Annotated in this window: 15 protein-coding genes; 11 read left to right on the forward strand and 4 right to left on the reverse strand. The window is 76.2% G+C overall.

Annotation, left to right across the window (positions count from 1 at the left end; all coding sequences use genetic code 11):
• Entirely contained in the window at nucleotides 1–858 is an 858-nt protein-coding gene (locus tag ACFQ6N_RS14235; RefSeq protein ID WP_380649176.1) for a hypothetical protein, read from the reverse strand.
• A gap of 341 nt (nucleotides 859–1,199) precedes the next feature.
• Nucleotides 1,200–2,108, reverse strand: a complete 909-nt coding sequence (locus ACFQ6N_RS14240) for a LuxR C-terminal-related transcriptional regulator (RefSeq protein ID WP_380649177.1) — start codon at nucleotides 2,106–2,108, stop codon at nucleotides 1,200–1,202.
• 652 nt (nucleotides 2,109–2,760) lie between these two features.
• Here ACFQ6N_RS14240 and ACFQ6N_RS14245 point away from each other — a divergent pair.
• The 7 genes from ACFQ6N_RS14245 to ACFQ6N_RS14275 all read left to right on the forward strand — a co-directional run bounded on the left by ACFQ6N_RS14245 (nucleotide 2,761) and on the right by ACFQ6N_RS14275 (nucleotide 10,238).
• Complete coding sequence (locus tag ACFQ6N_RS14245; protein WP_380649178.1) at nucleotides 2,761–3,705, forward strand: ABC transporter permease; 945 nt, start codon at nucleotides 2,761–2,763, stop codon at nucleotides 3,703–3,705.
• A gap of 1 nt (nucleotide 3,706) precedes the next feature.
• Nucleotides 3,707–4,597 (forward strand): ABC transporter permease, encoded by an 891-nt coding sequence (locus ACFQ6N_RS14250; RefSeq protein ID WP_380649179.1) that lies wholly within the window; start codon nucleotides 3,707–3,709, stop codon nucleotides 4,595–4,597.
• Nucleotides 4,594–5,376 (forward strand): ABC transporter ATP-binding protein, encoded by a 783-nt coding sequence (locus ACFQ6N_RS14255; RefSeq protein ID WP_380649180.1) that lies wholly within the window; start codon nucleotides 4,594–4,596, stop codon nucleotides 5,374–5,376. The genes ACFQ6N_RS14250 and ACFQ6N_RS14255 overlap by 4 nt, the downstream gene beginning before the upstream one ends.
• Nucleotides 5,373–6,209, forward strand: a complete 837-nt coding sequence (locus ACFQ6N_RS14260; protein WP_380649181.1) for an ABC transporter ATP-binding protein — start codon at nucleotides 5,373–5,375, stop codon at nucleotides 6,207–6,209. Before ACFQ6N_RS14255 ends, ACFQ6N_RS14260 begins: the two co-directional genes overlap by 4 nt.
• A gap of 106 nt (nucleotides 6,210–6,315) precedes the next feature.
• On the forward strand, nucleotides 6,316–7,932 hold the full coding sequence (locus ACFQ6N_RS14265) for an ABC transporter substrate-binding protein (RefSeq protein ID WP_380649182.1): 1,617 nt from the start codon (nucleotides 6,316–6,318) through the stop codon (nucleotides 7,930–7,932).
• 146 nt (nucleotides 7,933–8,078) lie between these two features.
• A complete protein-coding gene (locus tag ACFQ6N_RS14270; RefSeq protein WP_380649183.1) occupies nucleotides 8,079–9,104 on the forward strand; it encodes an LLM class F420-dependent oxidoreductase in 1,026 nt (341 codons plus the stop codon).
• Nucleotides 9,105–9,137: 33 nt separating this feature from the next.
• Nucleotides 9,138–10,238, forward strand: a complete 1,101-nt coding sequence (locus ACFQ6N_RS14275) for an LLM class flavin-dependent oxidoreductase (RefSeq protein ID WP_380649184.1) — start codon at nucleotides 9,138–9,140, stop codon at nucleotides 10,236–10,238.
• 57 nt (nucleotides 10,239–10,295) lie between these two features.
• Here ACFQ6N_RS14275 and ACFQ6N_RS14280 read toward each other — a convergent pair whose 3' ends face one another.
• On the reverse strand, nucleotides 10,296–10,787 hold the full coding sequence (locus ACFQ6N_RS14280) for a signal peptide protein (RefSeq protein ID WP_380649186.1): 492 nt from the start codon (nucleotides 10,785–10,787) through the stop codon (nucleotides 10,296–10,298).
• Nucleotides 10,788–11,082: 295 nt separating this feature from the next.
• Here ACFQ6N_RS14280 and ACFQ6N_RS14285 point away from each other — a divergent pair, with 295 nt between their 5' ends.
• Nucleotides 11,083–11,760 carry a prolyl oligopeptidase family serine peptidase gene (locus ACFQ6N_RS14285; protein ID WP_380649187.1) on the forward strand — a complete coding sequence of 226 codons (678 nt, stop codon included), beginning with the start codon at nucleotides 11,083–11,085 and terminating at the stop codon, nucleotides 11,758–11,760.
• Between the two features lie 106 nt (nucleotides 11,761–11,866).
• On the opposite strand, the gene ACFQ6N_RS14290 is transcribed toward ACFQ6N_RS14285, so the two are convergent.
• Nucleotides 11,867–12,469 carry a hypothetical protein gene (locus tag ACFQ6N_RS14290; RefSeq protein WP_380649188.1) on the reverse strand — a complete coding sequence of 201 codons (603 nt, stop codon included), beginning with the start codon at nucleotides 12,467–12,469 and terminating at the stop codon, nucleotides 11,867–11,869.
• Between the two features lie 119 nt (nucleotides 12,470–12,588).
• Here ACFQ6N_RS14290 and ACFQ6N_RS14295 point away from each other — a divergent pair, with 119 nt between their 5' ends.
• The 3 genes from ACFQ6N_RS14295 to ACFQ6N_RS14305 all read left to right on the forward strand — a co-directional run bounded on the left by ACFQ6N_RS14295 (nucleotide 12,589) and on the right by ACFQ6N_RS14305 (nucleotide 16,027).
• Nucleotides 12,589–14,817, forward strand: coding sequence for a BTAD domain-containing putative transcriptional regulator (locus ACFQ6N_RS14295; protein WP_380649189.1), 2,229 nt, complete (start codon nucleotides 12,589–12,591; stop codon nucleotides 14,815–14,817).
• A 110-nt stretch (nucleotides 14,818–14,927) separates the two neighbouring features.
• Nucleotides 14,928–15,749 (forward strand): hypothetical protein, encoded by an 822-nt coding sequence (locus ACFQ6N_RS14300; protein ID WP_380649190.1) that lies wholly within the window; start codon nucleotides 14,928–14,930, stop codon nucleotides 15,747–15,749.
• 110 nt (nucleotides 15,750–15,859) lie between these two features.
• The gene (locus ACFQ6N_RS14305) at nucleotides 15,860–16,027 is read left to right on the forward strand and encodes a hypothetical protein (RefSeq protein WP_380649192.1); all 168 of its coding nucleotides are present in this window, start codon (nucleotides 15,860–15,862) and stop codon (nucleotides 16,025–16,027) included.
• Nucleotides 16,028–16,044 lie beyond the last annotated feature (17 nt).

A 16,044-nucleotide genomic window follows, 5' to 3' on the forward strand; every position in this document is an offset into this window, starting at 1 on the left:
TCAGGACTCCCCGGGGTCGTCGGTGGCGGCGGGCGTGGTCGGCGCAGCGGTCTCGGCGGGCCCGGCCGTGCTCGCGGTCGGCTCGGCGGGCCCGGTCGCGGCCGTGGTCGAGGCCGTGGACTCCCAGCGGCAGCCGTGGCCGGTCGGGCCGTGGGTCAGGCGGTGCGCGGGCCGGTAGCCCTTGGCGCGGATGTTGGCGGACAGCGCCTCGGTGCAGTAGGTGCAGGGCGAGGCGAGGGTCAGCCGCACGCCCGAGCGCCGGGCCTTCTCGCGGTAGTCCCAGATCGCGCAGTGCGTGATGGTGAGCGCCGCGTGCTCGGGGCCGGGCGCCGCGTCGTCGTCGAACTCGTAGTCCGATCCGTACAGTTCGGCCTGCCGGGCGATCCGGTGGATCGGGTCGGCGGCGCCCCGGCCGTGGTCGGGCTCGACCTCGCGGTGCACCTCGGCGTTGGACCGGGCCCAGTCCCCGAGGACGGGCTCGCCGTACCGCAGGACGAGGAAACGTTCCATCAGCGCCTGGTCACGGAAGAACACCCGCTGCCACTCGACGGCCGGCGCGTCCTGCGCGGGCAGGTCGGCGAACAGCTCGGACTGCAGCACGAACCAGTCGGTGAGGTGCAGTTCGTCCCCGCGCGACACCAGGTACCGGGTCAGCCCGGCCTCGGCCTCGTGCAGCCGCTGACGCCAGAGCGCGGACCGCTCGGCGTCCGACATCGCGCGGTACGGCGACCTCGGCTGCTCCGCGTCGGAGCGCGGTCCGCTCCCGGCGGCCAGCACCGCCGTACGCGGGCCGGCCTCGGCCCCCGGCCGGGCACCGGGGCCGGTCGGACCGCCGGTCCCGTCGGATACACCCCCCATCGGGCCATCTCCCTTCGGCTGTACGGCCCCTCGGGCCGTCGCGTCGTCGTCGTTCCCGCCACGCTACGAAGCGGGCCGCACCCCCCGGTAGCCCCGAACGGCGCCGGTCAGGGCGCCGATCGTCGCCGTGCGGATGCTCCGAAGGTCGCCCTTCGGAGCGGCCCGGTGCGCCGTCCGTCGCCCGCCCCCGGACACGACGAAGGGCGGGCCCCGCGCAGATCGCGGGACCCGCCCTCGGGCGGTGGACGACGGACGGTGGACAGCGGACGGCGGACGACGGACGACGGACGACGGACGACGGACGGTGAACGGCAGACGGCGGACAGCAGGCGCCGACGGGGCTATCCGGCGAGCCCGTGGCGGTGGGCGTAGAGCGCGGCGCGCAGCCGGTCGGGCTGCCCGATCTTGCGCATGGCCTGGGTGAGGTGCTTCTTCACGGTGGCCTCGGCCAGGGCGAGTTCGCGCCCTATCTCGGCGTTGCTCAGCCCGTGCCCCAGCTTGACCAGCACCTCCCGCTCGCGCTCGGTCAGCCCGGCCTGCTGCGGGGGCAGCTCGCCGACGTGCCGGGCGGGGGCGGCCGCGTGGATCCGGGCCGGCGGCGGCGCCGGCAGGAACACCGACCCCCCGGCGGCGGCGAGTTGGACGGCCCCGATGATCCGCTCCCCGGCCAGGTCCAGCGGGAAGCAGCCGCTCGCCCCGGCCAGCAGCATCCGGCTCGCCTCGGCGGTCGACTCGGCCCGGCGCAGCAGCAGGACCCGGGCGTCGGGCGCCCCGTCCGCTCCGCGCAGCGCCACCACGGCCGCCAGGTCCCCCTCCAGGCTCGCGCCGCGGCCGAGCAGGATGACGTCGGGGGCGATCCGGTGCACCGCCGCGACCGCGCGCAGCGGGTCACCGGTGGAGCCGACCACCACCAGTCCGGGCGCGGTGGCCAGCACGCTGCGCAGCCCGGCACTGGCCACCGAGTGCCGTTCGACCAGGAACACCCGGGCCGTCGCGGTGCGGTCGCGGCCTTCGTCCACGCACATCGGGTGGCCGCAGCCGCAGCCCTCCGCAGGCTGCTCCGCGGCGGGCGCCGCCGCCTCGGCCAGCAGCTGGTGACCGGCGATCAGGTCGAGCGGGTTGTCGATCTCGGCGTGCAGCCCGGCCGGGCCCGGGCCGGGGGCGTCCGCCGGGCCGGGGCCGGTGCAGGCGCCGCGGCGGGCGGGGTGCCGGCGGCCGCGCGGGCCCGCCGGGGCGGCGAACGTGCTCACTGGTGCCATCGTGCACCTCCGGGTACGGAGGCAGGACGTCTGTGGTGGCGCATGGCGATGCGGTCCCCCTAGCTGGCGGCCGGTCGGCCCCCGTGGACGCGGTGTGCTGCGGCAGGGATCCGTCGGGGACGCGAACGGGCGTCGGGCACGGATCCGGACGAGGAGGGGGCGCCGACCGGGGCGGGTGTGGGACCGGGGCGGTCAGCGCGTTGCGCGCGGTCGACAAAGCTCGTCGAAGCACCTGCGGTGCCACGAGCCGCCGATCCCGACCAGGGTGAAGTCGGTCCGCCGAATAGCCATGTGGGAACCCTAGATCCGGATCCTTGTGCAGGTCAAGGACAGGACCGGGCCTCGGCGGCCCGGGCAGTGCCGCTCCCGCCACCCCGGATGCTGTGACCGGAAGTAACAGCATCAGGAGCTGACTGGCTGTCCGGGCCACTCGTCCGCAACGCTCCTCCAAGCGGCCGCTGCCGTCGCAGCGGTGCCCCGACGCCCGCCGACGGCCCCCGCCCTCATGACGAACACCACTGCGACGAGGCCGAGTTGACGGCCCGGCAGCCGCCCCCCTCGAAAGGAGCAGCAGCGCCATGCCCGCCCCGCCCCACCGGCCCGCCGCCGGCCCGTCCGGCGCCCCGCCACGGAGGGCCGACGGGTGACCCGGTTCCTGCTGCGCCGGCTCCTGCTGGCCGTGCCCACGCTGCTCGGCGTCACCGTCGTCGTCTTCGCGACCGTCGCCCTCGTCCCCGGCGACCCGGTCGCCGCCTTCCTCGGCCCGGGCGCACCGCCCGAGGCCCGTCGGGAGCTGACCGAACGGCTCGGCCTGGACCAGCCGTTGCCGGTCCGCTACGCCGAGTGGCTCGGCCACGCCCTCACCGGCGACCTCGGCACCTCGATCTCCGGCCAGCGCCCGGTCTCCGGACTGCTCCTCCCGGCACTCGGCCAGACCCTCACCCTGACCGCGGCCGCGTTCGTCCTGGTGCTGCTCGGCGGGGTGGCGCTCGGCGCCCTCGGCGCGCTGCGCCCCCGCGGCCCCGGCGGGCGGATCTCCGGCGCGCTGTCCACCCTCGCGGTGTCCGCCCCGCAGTACTCGGTGGCCCTGCTGCTGATCGCGGTCTTCGCGGTCGGGCTGCGCTGGCTCCCGGCCGGCGGCACCCACGACGCGTTCGGCTCCGGCGGCCCGGCCGACCTGGCCCGCCACCTGGTCCTGCCGGCGGTCGCCGCCGCGCTCGTGCCGCTCGGGCTCACCGCCCGGGTGTTCCGGGCCGCGCTGGGCACCGTCCTGGCCGGCGAGCTGGCCGACTCGCTGCGCGCCCGCGGCCTGCGCCCGGCCGCCGTGCTGCGGCACTGCGTGCACAACGCCTCGCCCGCGCTGCTGACCATCGGCGGCCTGCAACTCGCCTACCTGCTGGAGGGGGTGGTCTTCGTGGAGACCCTGTTCGCCTGGCCCGGCATCGGCCGGCTGCTGTACGACGCGCTCACCTCCCGCGACCTGCCCCTGGTGCAGGGCGGGGTGCTGGTGGTGGCGGTCGCCTTCGTCGGCGTCAACATCCTGGTGGACGCGGCGCACGCGGCGATCGACCCGCGAGTGAGGACCTGACGTGACGCCGCTCCCGTGGATCAGACGCAACCTCGGCCTGGCCGTCCCCGGCGCCCTCGCCGTCCTGCTCGTCCTGCTCGCCCTCGCCGCTCCGCTGGTCGCCCCGTACGACCCGGCCGCCGGACGGCTGGCGGACCGGCTGCTCGACCCCGGCAGCCCCGGCCACCCGCTCGGCACCGACGGGCAGGGCCGCGACCTGCTCAGCCGGCTGATCTGGGCCGGCCGCGCCTCGCTCACCGGCGGGCTCGTGCCGGTCACCGTCGCCACCCTCGCCGGGACGCTGCTCGGCATCACCGCCGGGCTCGGCGGCCGGTTCACCGAACAGGCCCTGCTGCGCACGCTGGACGTGCTCTACGCCTTCCCCGGGGTGCTGCTGGCGATCGCCGTCGCCTCGCTGCTCACCCCCGGCCTGGGCGCGACCGTGCTCGCGCTGTCCGTGGTGCTCACCCCCGCCGTCGCCCGGGTCGCGTTCACCGAGACCCGGCGGATCCGGGCCTCCGAGTACCTGGAGGCCGCCCGGGTCAGCGGCGCCGGCTGGGGCGCCCTGGCGCTGCGCCAGGTCGCCCCCGTGGTGGCGCCGGTGGTGCTGGTGTACGCCTCCTCGCTGGTCGGGCTGGCCGTCGTGTACGCCGCCGGGCTGTCCTTCCTCGGGCTCGGGGTCTCCCCGCCCACCGCCGAGTGGGGCGCGATGCTGGACGAGCTGCGGCCCGCGCTGCTCACCCACCCCTGGGTCGCGGTGCTGCCGGCCGTGGTCATCCTCGCCGTCTCGGTCGTCTTCAACACCCTCGGCGAGGCGCTGCGCACCCGGATCGGCGACGCCGCAGCCCACCTGCCGCGCACCGCCCGGGCGTCGGCACCACGGACCGTGAAGCGGAAGCAGGTGGCCCGGTGAGCGCGCTGCTGGAGATCGACGGGCTGGGCGTCGAGTACCCCGGAGGCGTCCGCGCCGTCGACGGGGTGTCCCTCACCCTGGCGGCCGGCCGGGCCCTGGTGCTGCTCGGCGAGTCCGGCAGCGGCAAGACCACCGTCGCCCGTACGGTGCTCGGACTGCCCGGGCGCGGCGCCGCCGTCACCGGGGGCGTCCGACTGGCCGGGACGGACCTGCGGGCGCTCGGCGAACGCGAGTTCGCGGACGTCCGGGGCCGGCGCGTCGGCTACGTCCCGCAGGACCCGAGCGCCTCGCTGGACCCGCTGCGCCGGATCGGCCCGCAGCTCGCCGAGGTGCTGCGGCGGCACGGGGTCGCCGACGGCCGCCGGGCCGCCCGCGCGGCCGTCCCCGGGCTGCTCGCCACCGCCGGGGTGCCGGATCCGGAGCGGGTCGCCCGGGCGTACCCGCACGAGCTGTCCGGCGGCCTGCGCCAGCGGGCCGCGATCGCCCTGGCGATCTGCTGCGGCCCGGAGCTGCTGATCGCCGACGAGCCGACCACCGCACTGGACGCCCTGGTCCGCGGCCGGATCCTGGACCTGTTCGCCACCCTGCGCGCCGACTGCGGCATCGCGCTGCTGCTGGTCACCCACGACCTCGCGGTCGCCCGCCGGATCGGCGGCACGGTGGCGGTCATGCGGGCCGGCCGGGTCGTCGAACTCGGGCCGGCCGAGCGGGTGCTCGGCGATCCGGACCACGACTTCACCGCCGCCCTGGTGGCCGCCGAACCGGGAGCCCGCCGATGAGCACCGCCCGCCCCACGCCGACCGGCCGACCGGGCCCGCCGGACCCCACCGGCCGTACGGACGGCCCCAGCGGTCCGCTGCTCGTCCTGGACGCCGTCGGCAAGCGCTTCGGCGACCGGACCGCCCTGGACGGCGTCAGCCTCTCCCTGGCCCCCGGCGAAACGGTCGGCCTGGTCGGCGAGTCCGGCTCCGGCAAGTCCACCCTGGCCCGCCTCGCGCTCGGCCTGCTCGCCCCCGACTCCGGCAGCGTCCGCTTCGACGGCCGCGACCCGTACCGGCTGCGCGGCCGGGCCGACCGCGCGCTGCGGGGCCGGCTCCAGTTCGTCCCCCAGCACCCGCGCGGCTCGCTCAACCCGAGCCTGCGGGCCGGGGAGGCGGTCGCCTTCGCGCTGCGGCTGCACGGCACACCGCGCGCCGAGCGCCCCGCCGCCGTGGCCCGGCTGTTCGCCCAGGTCGGCCTGGAGCCCGCGCTCGCCGCCCGGTACCCGCGCGAGCTGTCCGGCGGGCAGCTGCAGCGGGTGGCCGTCGCCCGGGCCCTGGCCACCGGGCCCGACCTGCTGGTCTGCGACGAGCCGACCTCCGCGCTGGACCGCAGCGTGCAGGCCCGGCTGCTCGACCTGCTCACCGAGCTGCGCGAACGCACCGGCCTGGCCTACCTGTTCATCTCCCACGACCTGGCCGTGGTGCGCCACCTCGCCCACCGGGTGCTGGTGCTGCGGCACGGCCGGGTGGTCGAGGAGGGCCCCGCCGACCGGCTGTGGGACTCCCCCGCCCACCCGTACACCCGGGCCCTGCTGGAGGCCGCCACCGGCACCGCCCCGGCCGCGCCCTGACGGCCGCCCGGCCGCCCACCGCGCCACAGCCCGCACCGCCCCGACCGCACCACCCCGACCGCACCGACGCAGTACCGAAGCACCGCCGAACCGACGAGGAATCACCATGACGCGCACCGCCCGTACCCGCTCCAGAGCCGTCGCCCTGCCGGCCGCCGCCGTCCTGCTCGCCTCGGCCGCCGGCTGCGCGGGGTCCGACGGCGGCTCCACCGGTGCGGGCGGCGGCGACGGCCGCGGCGGGACCCTGGTCGTCGGCGCCACCGGCAAGCTGCCCAACACCGACACCGTGATCGGGGGCGCCGGCTTCGAGGGCAAGCGCCTGGTCTCCTTCCAGCTCTACGAGGGCCTCACCCGCTACGAGTTGCTCAAGGGCACCGACAAGCCACCCGTCGTCACCGGCGCCCTCGCCACCGACTGGCAGGTCGCGGCCGACCGGAAGACCTGGACGTTCACCCTCCGCAAGGACGTCAAGTTCCAGGACGGCACCCCCTTCGACGCCGACGCCGTGGTCTTCAACCTGGCGCGCTACCTCGACAAGGGCAGCCCCGAGTACACCGACGCCCTCGGCGCCGCCGCCTCCGAGTACGCGGGCGACATCGCCTCCTACCGCAAGACCGACGCCGACCACGTCGAGCTGGTCACCAAGGAGCCCAACGGCCACTTCCCCGAGGACCTCGCGCACGTCCTGATCGCCAGCCCCACCGCCGTCCGCAAGACCGGCTCGGCGAACTTCTCCCAGCACCCGGTCGGCACCGGCCCGTTCTCCTTCGTCTCGCAGACCGAGGGCCAGCAGATCGAGCTCGCCGCCAACAAGGACTACTGGCGCGGCGCCCCCAAGCTCGACCGGCTCGTGGTCAAGGCCCTGCCGGACGCGGCCGCCCGCACCGCGGCCCTGCGCTCCGGCGGCGCGAACTGGATCGAGTACCCGAACCCGGACGACATCGAGAGCCTCAGGTCCGACGGCGTCACCATCGCCACCAACAGCTACGACCACCTCTGGTACTGGATCCTGGACACCTCCAAGGCCCCCTGGAACAACCCGCTGGTCCGCAGGGCCGCCAACTACGCGATCGACCGCAAGGCCATCGCCGAGAAGCTGCTGCACGGCACCGCCGACCCCGCCTACCAGGCCGCGCCGCGCGCCACCGCCGCCTACGACCCGGCCGGGGACGCCTACTCCTACGACCCGGCCAAGGCCAAGCAGCTGCTCGCCGAGGCCGGCGTCCCCAACGGCTTCGCCACCTCCGTCACCGTGCCCACCGGCGGCAGCGGCAACCTGCTGCCGGTGCCGATCGCCGAGGCCATCCAGCGGGACCTCGCCGCCGTCGGCATCAAGGCCGAACTGCGCACCACCGACTGGACCACCCTGATCGGTGCCGAGGCGAAGGGCCAGGTCGCGCTCGGCTCCGACGCCGTCGCCCAGTCCACCACGCTGTTCCAGTCCGAGGCGCTGCTGCCGCTGTTCATCGGCTCCAAGAGCCCGTTCTGGACCGGCCACTACGCCAACCAGCAGGTCGACGAGCTGCTGGCGTCCTCGGCCGCCGACGCCGACCAGGCCGCCCGGCAGGACGGGTACCGCAAGGCGCTCGCCCTCGTCACCCAGGACGCGCCCTGGCTGTTCGTCGTCAACGACCGCAACCCGCGGGCCCTTTCGCCGAAGGTCCACGGGCTCGTCCAGCCGCAGTCCTGGTTCCTCGACCTGACCACGGTGTGGGTGGGCTGAGCCACTCCCCCGGCGGCCGGCCCGCACCCACCCCGGGCCGCCCCGGCCCCCGGCCGCCAGCCACCGGGCCGAACCCGCCCGCACCCGCACCCGCACCCACCCCGACAGCCGCACGCCTTGAGCACCACAGGAAGGACGTCCGTCCGATGACCACCCCGCACCCGCCGCACCGCCACACCGAGCCCGAGCCGCCCAAGTGGGGCATCACCCTGCCCCTGCCGGGCCTGACCATCGACCGGCACCGCTTCCTGATCGAGCGGCTGCCCGAGCTCGGCTACACCGACGTGTGGAGCGCCGAGGGCGGCGGCACCGACGCCTTCACCCCGCTGGCGGCCACCGCCGCGTGGTCCCCGTCGCTGCGGATCGGCACCGGCATCGTCCCGGTGCACACCCGGGGCCCGGCGGTGCTCGCCCAGACCGCCGCCACGCTCGCCCAACTCGCCCCCGGCCGACTCCTGCTGGGCATCGGCGCCTCCGTCCCCGCCCATGTCACCGACATCAACGGCATCCCCTTCGACGAGCCGTTCAAGCGCACCCGGGACGTACTGCGCTTCGTCACCCGGGCGCTGCGCGGCGAGTACGTCACCGGCGGGTTCGACACCTTCGACATCACCGGCTACCGGCTGCCGCACCCGCCGGCCGACCCGGTCAAGGTGATCCTGGGCGCGCTGCGGCCCAACATGCTCCGGCTCGGCTTCAACGAGGGCGACGGCGCCATCACCAACCTGCTGTTCCCCGACGACGTGCCGAAGATCCTGGAGACCGTCGGCCCGCAGCCGCCCGGGAAGGAACTGGTCGTCAAGGTCTTCGTCTGCCCCACCGAGGACACCGACTACGCCCACCGCGCCACCCGGCCCTTCCTGGCCTGGATCCTCAACCGCGAGCCGTACCGCAAGTTCCACGAGTGGCTGGGCCACGGCGACCTGCTCGCCGAGACCCACCGCCTGTGGGCCGAGGGGGATCCGGAGGGCGCCCAGAAGGCCCTGCCGGACGAGGTCGTCGACGGGCTGTTCGTCAGCGGCTCCCCGGAGGAGTGCCGCGAGCGCATCCTCGCCTACCACCGCCCGGGCGTCACCACCATCCAGCTGTACGTGTCGCTGCCGCCCGAGGTGTTCGTCAGCCGGGCCAAGCTGCTCGACACCCTGGCCCGGCTCGGCCCGGCCTCGCTCTGACCCGCCCCGCCACCTTCCATCCGAGGAGAGCCCGTGCCCCTGGAGATCCGCGGCGGGGTCCGCGCCGCACCCGTGCCCGGCAGCACCCCGCAGGAGCGCCAGGCCCTGCGCTGGGCCCCCGACGGCCGTGACCGCACCGCCGACCCCGCGTACGTCGCCCGCACCGCGCGCGAGAACGAGGAGGACGGACTGGACAGCGCCCTGGTGGTGCAGTCCAGTTCGTGGCCCGACCCCTGGCTGGTGGCCTCCTGGGCGCTGGCCGCCACCAGCCGGCTGCGCATCGCCGTCGCCCACCGGGTCGGCACCACCGCGCCGACCGTGGCCGCCCGCTCGCTGGCGACCCTGGACCACCTCTCCGGCGGGCGGGCGGCGGCCCACGTCATCATCGGCTCCAGCGACCGCGACACCGCCCGCGACGGCGACCTCCTCGGCAAGGCGGAGCGCTACCGCCGCGCCGAGGAGTACCTCGACCTGTTCACCCGCTACCTGACCGCCGACCAGGACATCGACCACAAGGGCGAGTTCTACACCGTGGCCGCCGCCCGCCCCGGCCTGATCCCCAGACCCAGACCGGGCGGCGAACTGCTCTCCTTCGGCGGCTCGTCGCCGCAGGGCCTCGACCTCGCGGCCCGCTACGCGGAGGTGTACGCGGTCAGCCCGCTGCCGCTGCCCGACACCCGGCGGCGGATCGCCCAGGCCCGCGCCGCGGCCGCCGCCCACGGCCGGACCCTGCGGATCTGGCGGCACATCACCGTCGTCCTCGCCGACACCGACGAGGAGGCCCGCGACCGGGTCCGCCGGCTGCGCCGGGACGCCCTGCGCCTCACCTCCGGCGGCGCCGGCGGGCGCTGGCGGGAGGCCGTCCAGCTCGACCGCGACCGCGAGCGCGGCCACTCCGACCCCGACCACGGCGAGGAGCAGGTGACCGCCTACATCCGCCGCTCCCTGACCGCCGCCTACGCGGGCTCCCCGGACACCGTCGCGGCCCGGATCGGGCTGCTCGGCTCGGCGGGCGTGGACATCGTCCAACTCGACCTCCCGGTCGAGACCGACCACGACCGGGAGCTGCGCCGCGCCCTGGTCCGCCGCCTGCGCGCCGGCCACGGCACCCCGGCCGACCGCCGCGGCTGGTGAGCAGGTGGTGCCGGTTCCCGGGGGCGGGCAGAGCCCGGCGGCCCCGCTGCGGCTGCCTCAGGCGTACAGCGCCACCCTCGGGTGGACCGTGCCCGGGGAGGCCTTCAGGACGGTGATCCGGTACTGCTGAGCGAGGGTGTGGTGGCCGTGCAGGACCACCTTGGCCGGGCCCAGGCCGGTGTACAGCGTGCCGGTCTGGGAGGCCAGCGGGACGGTCTTCCAGTGGCCGCCGGTCAGGACCTCCAGCCTGACGTCCGACGGGGACAGGAAGGGCCCGCGGTCCGGCGACTCGACGAGGATCTGCGGGGCGACGGTCCGGTCGGCCGACGTGTCGTTGCGGTAGGTGACGGTGATCCGGTGGGTCTTGTGGTCGGAGGGCAGCGGGCTCGCCGTCAGGTCGACGAAGGAGACCGGCGCGGCCGCGCCCACCGCCTGCGGGGCCGACGCGACGGTGGCGGCCGCCTGCGCCGGCAGCGTGAACGCCGCGGCGGGCAGGACCGCGAGGACGGTCAGGGCCAGAGCGCGCTGGAGGGTCTTCCTGGTGCGCATGGCGCCTCCTTCGGTCGTCGACGGCTCCCCCCCGGAGTCGGCCGGTGGCCGGGCGGCACCCGCCCACCGAACGCGTCCACGGCCGGACGGACAGTCTCCGCCGGGCCCGGACCGTACCCGTACACCCTGCACTCCGACGGCCCACCGCGCATCCGCACCACGACGCCGGCCCGCCGCCGGGCCCCGGGAGCGGACTCCGGGTCGGGCACTGAGCGTATCGGCCCGAAAACGGGTAGTGGTGCCGGGACGGATCCGCCCCGTCGTCCCGCAGGTCCCCGTGTCCAGGAGGAAGCCGATGTCCGCACCGTTCCAGCACCGCCGGTCCGCCGTCGACGATGACGGCAACGGCCTGGGGTACGTCCTGTCGCTACCGGACGGCTACCAGGACGGGCCCGGGCCCTGGCCGCTGCTGGTCTTCCTGCACGGCGCGGACGAGCGGGGCGAGGACCCGGCCGTCCTGGCCGCGCACGGCCCGGTGCGGCAGATCGCCGAGGGGGCGCGGCTGCCGTTCGTCGTGCTGGCCCCGCAGTGCCCGTCGCACAGTTCCTGGGTGGCGGAGCTGAGCACCGTCGCGGGCCTGGTGGAGGAGGTGGAGCGGGAGTTCCGGATCGACCCGGACCGGCGCTACGTGACCGGCCTCAGCATGGGCGGCACCGGGGCGTGGGCCCTCGCCGCCCGGTACCCGCGACGCTTCGCCGCCGCCGTTCCCATCTGCGGCTCCTGGCTGCGGGAGTCGGCGCCGCGGCTCGCCGCCCTCCCGGTGTGGACCTTCCACGGCGACCAGGACGAGGTCATCCCGGTCGCGCACACCGACCGACTGGTCGACGCGCTAAGGCAGTTGGACGGCCCGGTGCGGTTCACCCGCTACCCGGGCGTCGGCCACGACTCCTGGACCCGGACGTACGACGACCCGGAGGTCTACGCCTGGCTGCTAACCCAGTCCCGCCGCGAGGGCGCCGCCACCACCGTGTGACGGACCGCCCGGACGGCGGCCCGACGGGCCCGCCGGGGCCGGGACCCCGGTGCCGGGGCGCGGCGCGCCCGCCGAGGGGGCGGGCGCGCCGGCGGCTGCCTGCGGGTCAGTTCCAGGGGTTGGCCGGCTGGTCGTTGATGGCCGTCCAGAACCGGGTGTTGCTCGGGATGGTGCCGTAGGCCCAGAAGGTCCAGCCGCCGGTCTGCGCCAGGTCGGTCCCGTAGTGGCCGTCGTGGAACTCGGCCTCGCGCCAGCCGGCGCCGAACGAGGCCTGGCAGACGCTGTCGGCCGCGGCCCGGCTGTTGAGGCGGGAGCCCTTGACCGGCTGGCTGAGGGCGACGGTGCCCTGCGCCCAACCGTTGTAGAAGCCGAGGCTGATGCCGGACGGGGCCGGGCTGCCGTCGACGTTGAGGCAGAGCACGGGCAGCGAGACGGACGGCGCGGTGTCGCCGTTGTAGGCGTTGCTCGCGCTGCCGCCGGGGCCGCCGACCTGGACGGTGCCCTCGGGGCCGTAGGAGACGACGGACCAGGTCATCCCCAGGTGGGTGGCCGGCCCGGTGGCGGCCTGGGCCGGGGCCGCGGTGAGCGGGATCAGGGCGGCCGCGGCGACGGCGGCGGCGGTGGCGACGGTCTTCTTCAGACGGTTCATCAGCTGCTCCTGGTTCGGGGTGCCGCTTGGGGCGACCGGCTCGTTTCGGCCGGTGCTCATCAAAGTTCTCAACCGAACGCACACAACTGGCATGATCTGATCATCGTTTCGTCACGACTCGTGCCCCACGATTCACGGCGGTGGTCCCATCCGGCCCCGCGGGCCCCAGGGAGGGACGGTTGGAGTTCAGGATCCTCGGCACGCTGGAGGTGTGGACCGGCGACGGACGGCGGGTCCCCTCCGAAGGCTCCCGGCAGGAGCGGCTGCTCGCCGCGCTGCTGCTCAACGCCGACAGCTCCGTTCCGGTCGCCCGCCTGGTGGACGCCGTCTGGGACGAACGCCCGCCGGCCACCGCCACCCGCCAGGTCCGCAACCTCGCCGGGGTGCTGCGCCGCCGCTTCGCCGAGGCCGACCCGGCCGCGCCGCCCGTCCTGCTGACCGACGGCCACGGCTACCGCATCACCCTCACCGGCCACCGCCTGGACGCCCGCGCCTTCACCGACCGGCTCGCCCTCGCCCGCCGCGAGGCCGCCGCCGGACGGACCGGGCCGGCGGTGGACGGGCTCCGCGCGGCGCTCGCCCTGTGGCGCGGCCCCGCGCTGGACGGACTCGCCGTGGACGCGGACGCCCCGGGCGCGGTCGCCCTGGACGAACTGCGGCTGACCGCCTGGGAGGAGTGCCTCGACCTGGAGCTCTCCCTCGGCCGGCACCGCGCGGCCGTCCCCGAACTGACCGCGCTGGTGGCCGACCACCCGCTCCGGGAACGTTTCACCGGTCAGCTGATGCGAGCCCTGCACGGCTCCGGGCGGACACCCGAGGGGCTCGCCGCCTACCGCCGGTTCGCGGCGCGGCTGGCCGAGGACCTCGGGCTCGACCCCGGGCCGGACCTGCGGGCGCTGCACCAGGAACTGCTGGCCACCGAACCGGCCCGGCCCCGGACGGCACCGCCCGGCGCGGCCCGAGCCGGGCAGCCGCAGCCGTCGGCGCCCGAATCCGGCCCGGGGCCGACGGCGCCCGCCCCTTCGGCACCACCGCCCCCGGCGCCCGCCCAACTCCCACCCGCGCTGGCCACCTTCGTCGGGCGCGAACGGGAACTCCGCGCCCTGGACTGCCTCCTCACGCCCCCGGCGACGGACGGCACCGGCACGACCAGGACCACCGGCCCGACCGGCACCACCGGCCCGACCGGCCCGACCAGCACCCCCGGCACCACCGGCACCACCGGCCCGGCCACCGCCGTGTGCACCGTCTCCGGCCCGGCCGGGGTCGGCAAGACCACCCTGACCGTCGACTGGGCCCACCGCGCCCGCGACCGCTTCCCCGACGGCCAGCTCTACGCCGACCTGCACGGCTACTCCGCCGACGCCCCGCTCGCCCCGCACACCGTCCTGGCCCGCTTCCTGCGCGCCCTCGGCGTGCCCGGCGACCGGATCCCCGCGTCGCCCGACGAGGCCGCCGCGCTCTACCGCTCCCTGCTCGCCGACCGGCGGCTGCTCGTGGTCCTCGACAACGCCCGGGACGCCGAGCAGGTCCGCCCGCTGCTGCCGGGCGCCCCGGGCTGCCGCACGGTGATCACCAGCCGCACCCGGCTGGACGGCCTGACCGTCCGCAACGGCGCCCGGCCCCTGGTGCTCGACGTCCTGCCCGCCCACCAGGCCCTGGAACTGCTGGCCCGCATCGTCGGCGAGCACCGCACCCGCGCCGAACCGCGCGCCGCCGCCGAACTCACCGCCGCCTGCGGCCGACTGCCCCTCGCCCTGGCGATCACCGCGAGCCGCCTCGCCGTCAGCCCCGACCGCAGCCTCACCGACCACGCCGCCGGGCTCCTCGACGCGGAGCACCGGTTGAGCGCCTTCCAGATCGAGGGCGACGCCGGCTCGGCGGTCCGCGCCGCCTTCGACCTCTCCTACCGCTCGCTGCCCGCCGAGGCCCGGGCCCTGCTCCGGCTGCTCACCCTGCTCCCGGCCGTCGGCATCGACGCCGACGCCGCCGCCGCCCTGACCGGCGCGCCGCCCGCCGCCGTCCGCCCCGTCCTGGACCGGCTGGCCACCGCCCACCTGCTCACCGTCGAGGAGGGCGACCGCTACCGGCTCAACGACCTCCTGCACCTCTACGCCGCCGAGCGCTGCTCCGTCGAGACCACCGCCGCCGAGCGCCGCGCCGCCCTGGAGCGGCTCGGCTCCTGGTACCTCCACCGCGGCCGCTCCCCCGCTTTCCTGCCCGCCCCGCCCGCCGCCGACCACCCGCCCGAGCCCGCCGGCCACCACCGCGGCGGCCTCCACCTGGACGGATGGGTCGAGGTGGACCGCCTCGCGACCGCGGCCGCCGACGCGGCGCGAGCGCCGGACCCGCCCACGCCCGAGCCGGGCCGGCCGCAGCGGCCGACCGGAGCCCCGACGCCCACCTGACCGGCCCGGCACCCCCGCCTCCTCGACCGGTGCCGGGACGGGCCCACTGCCCGGAGCCCCCCGGCCGGCCGGTAGATTTCGCCCTCCGCCACCGACCGAGGGAGTCACCCGTGCCCGACCGGCCCAGCGTGCTGTACGTGACCGACCTGGCCTACCCGGCCCGCGGGCGGCGCTACGGCGACGAGGACGTCCTCCTCACCTCCCGGCTGCGCGAGTGGTTCGACCTGGCCCTGTGCCACCCGCTGGACGCCCGGGCCCTGATGGCGGGCTTCGACGCGGTCGTGGTGCGCAACAGCGGACCGGTCCTGCACTACCGCGAGGAGTACGCCCGCTTCCGTGCCCGCGCCCTGGCCGACGGCGTCCGGGTCTACAACCCGCTGACCGGCCGCGGGGACATGGCCGGGAAGGGCTACCTGCTGGAGCTGACCGGGTCCGGACACCCGGTCATCCCCACCGTCGACCGGCCGCAGGACCTCTCCCGGCTGCCCGACGCCGACCGGTACGCGGTCAAGCCCCTGGAGGGCGCCGACAGCATAGGCCTGCGCTTCCTCACCCGCGCCGAACTGGACGGCGTCGAGTGGGGCGACGTGCTGGTGCAGCCCCGGATCGACTTCCGCTACGAGGTCTCGTTCTACTTCGTGGACGACGCCTTCCAGTACGCCCTGCACGCCCCCGACCCGGCCCGGCGCTGGGTGCTGGAGCCGTACGAGCCGAGCGCCGCCGACCTCGCGTTCGCCCGGGGCTTCGTGGACTGGAACACGCTCGACCACGGGATCCAGCGGGTGGACGCCTGCCGGGCGCCGGACGGGCGGCTGCTCCTGGTCGAGCTGGAGGACCTCAATCCCTACCTGTCGCTCGACCTGGTCCCCGAGGAGACCAGGGAGCGCTTCGTCCTGGCCCTGGCGGACTCGCTGCGCCGCTTCCTGGACTGACCCGACCCGCCTCGGCAGGCCCGCTCCGGTCGGCCCGGACGCCCGCTTCATTACCCCGGGGGGTATATTGGAAGGACAGTCCACCGGGGGGCCGAGAGAGGGAGAGCGGCATGTGCCGTCGCATCGTCTGCCGCAGTTGCGGGAAGCCCGGCCACGCCGGGTGCGGAATGCACGTGGAGCAGGTCCTGGCAGGAGTGGCCAAGTCCGACCGCTGCTCCTGCTCCGCGAAGGAGCGGACCGGCGGCGGCTGGCTCGGCCGGCTCTTCGGACGCCGCTGACACCGGACCCCGGAACC

It is taken from the genome of Kitasatospora sp. NPDC056446, from assembly GCF_042796115.1.
In the GTDB taxonomy this organism is placed as follows: domain Bacteria; phylum Actinomycetota; class Actinomycetes; order Streptomycetales; family Streptomycetaceae; genus Kitasatospora.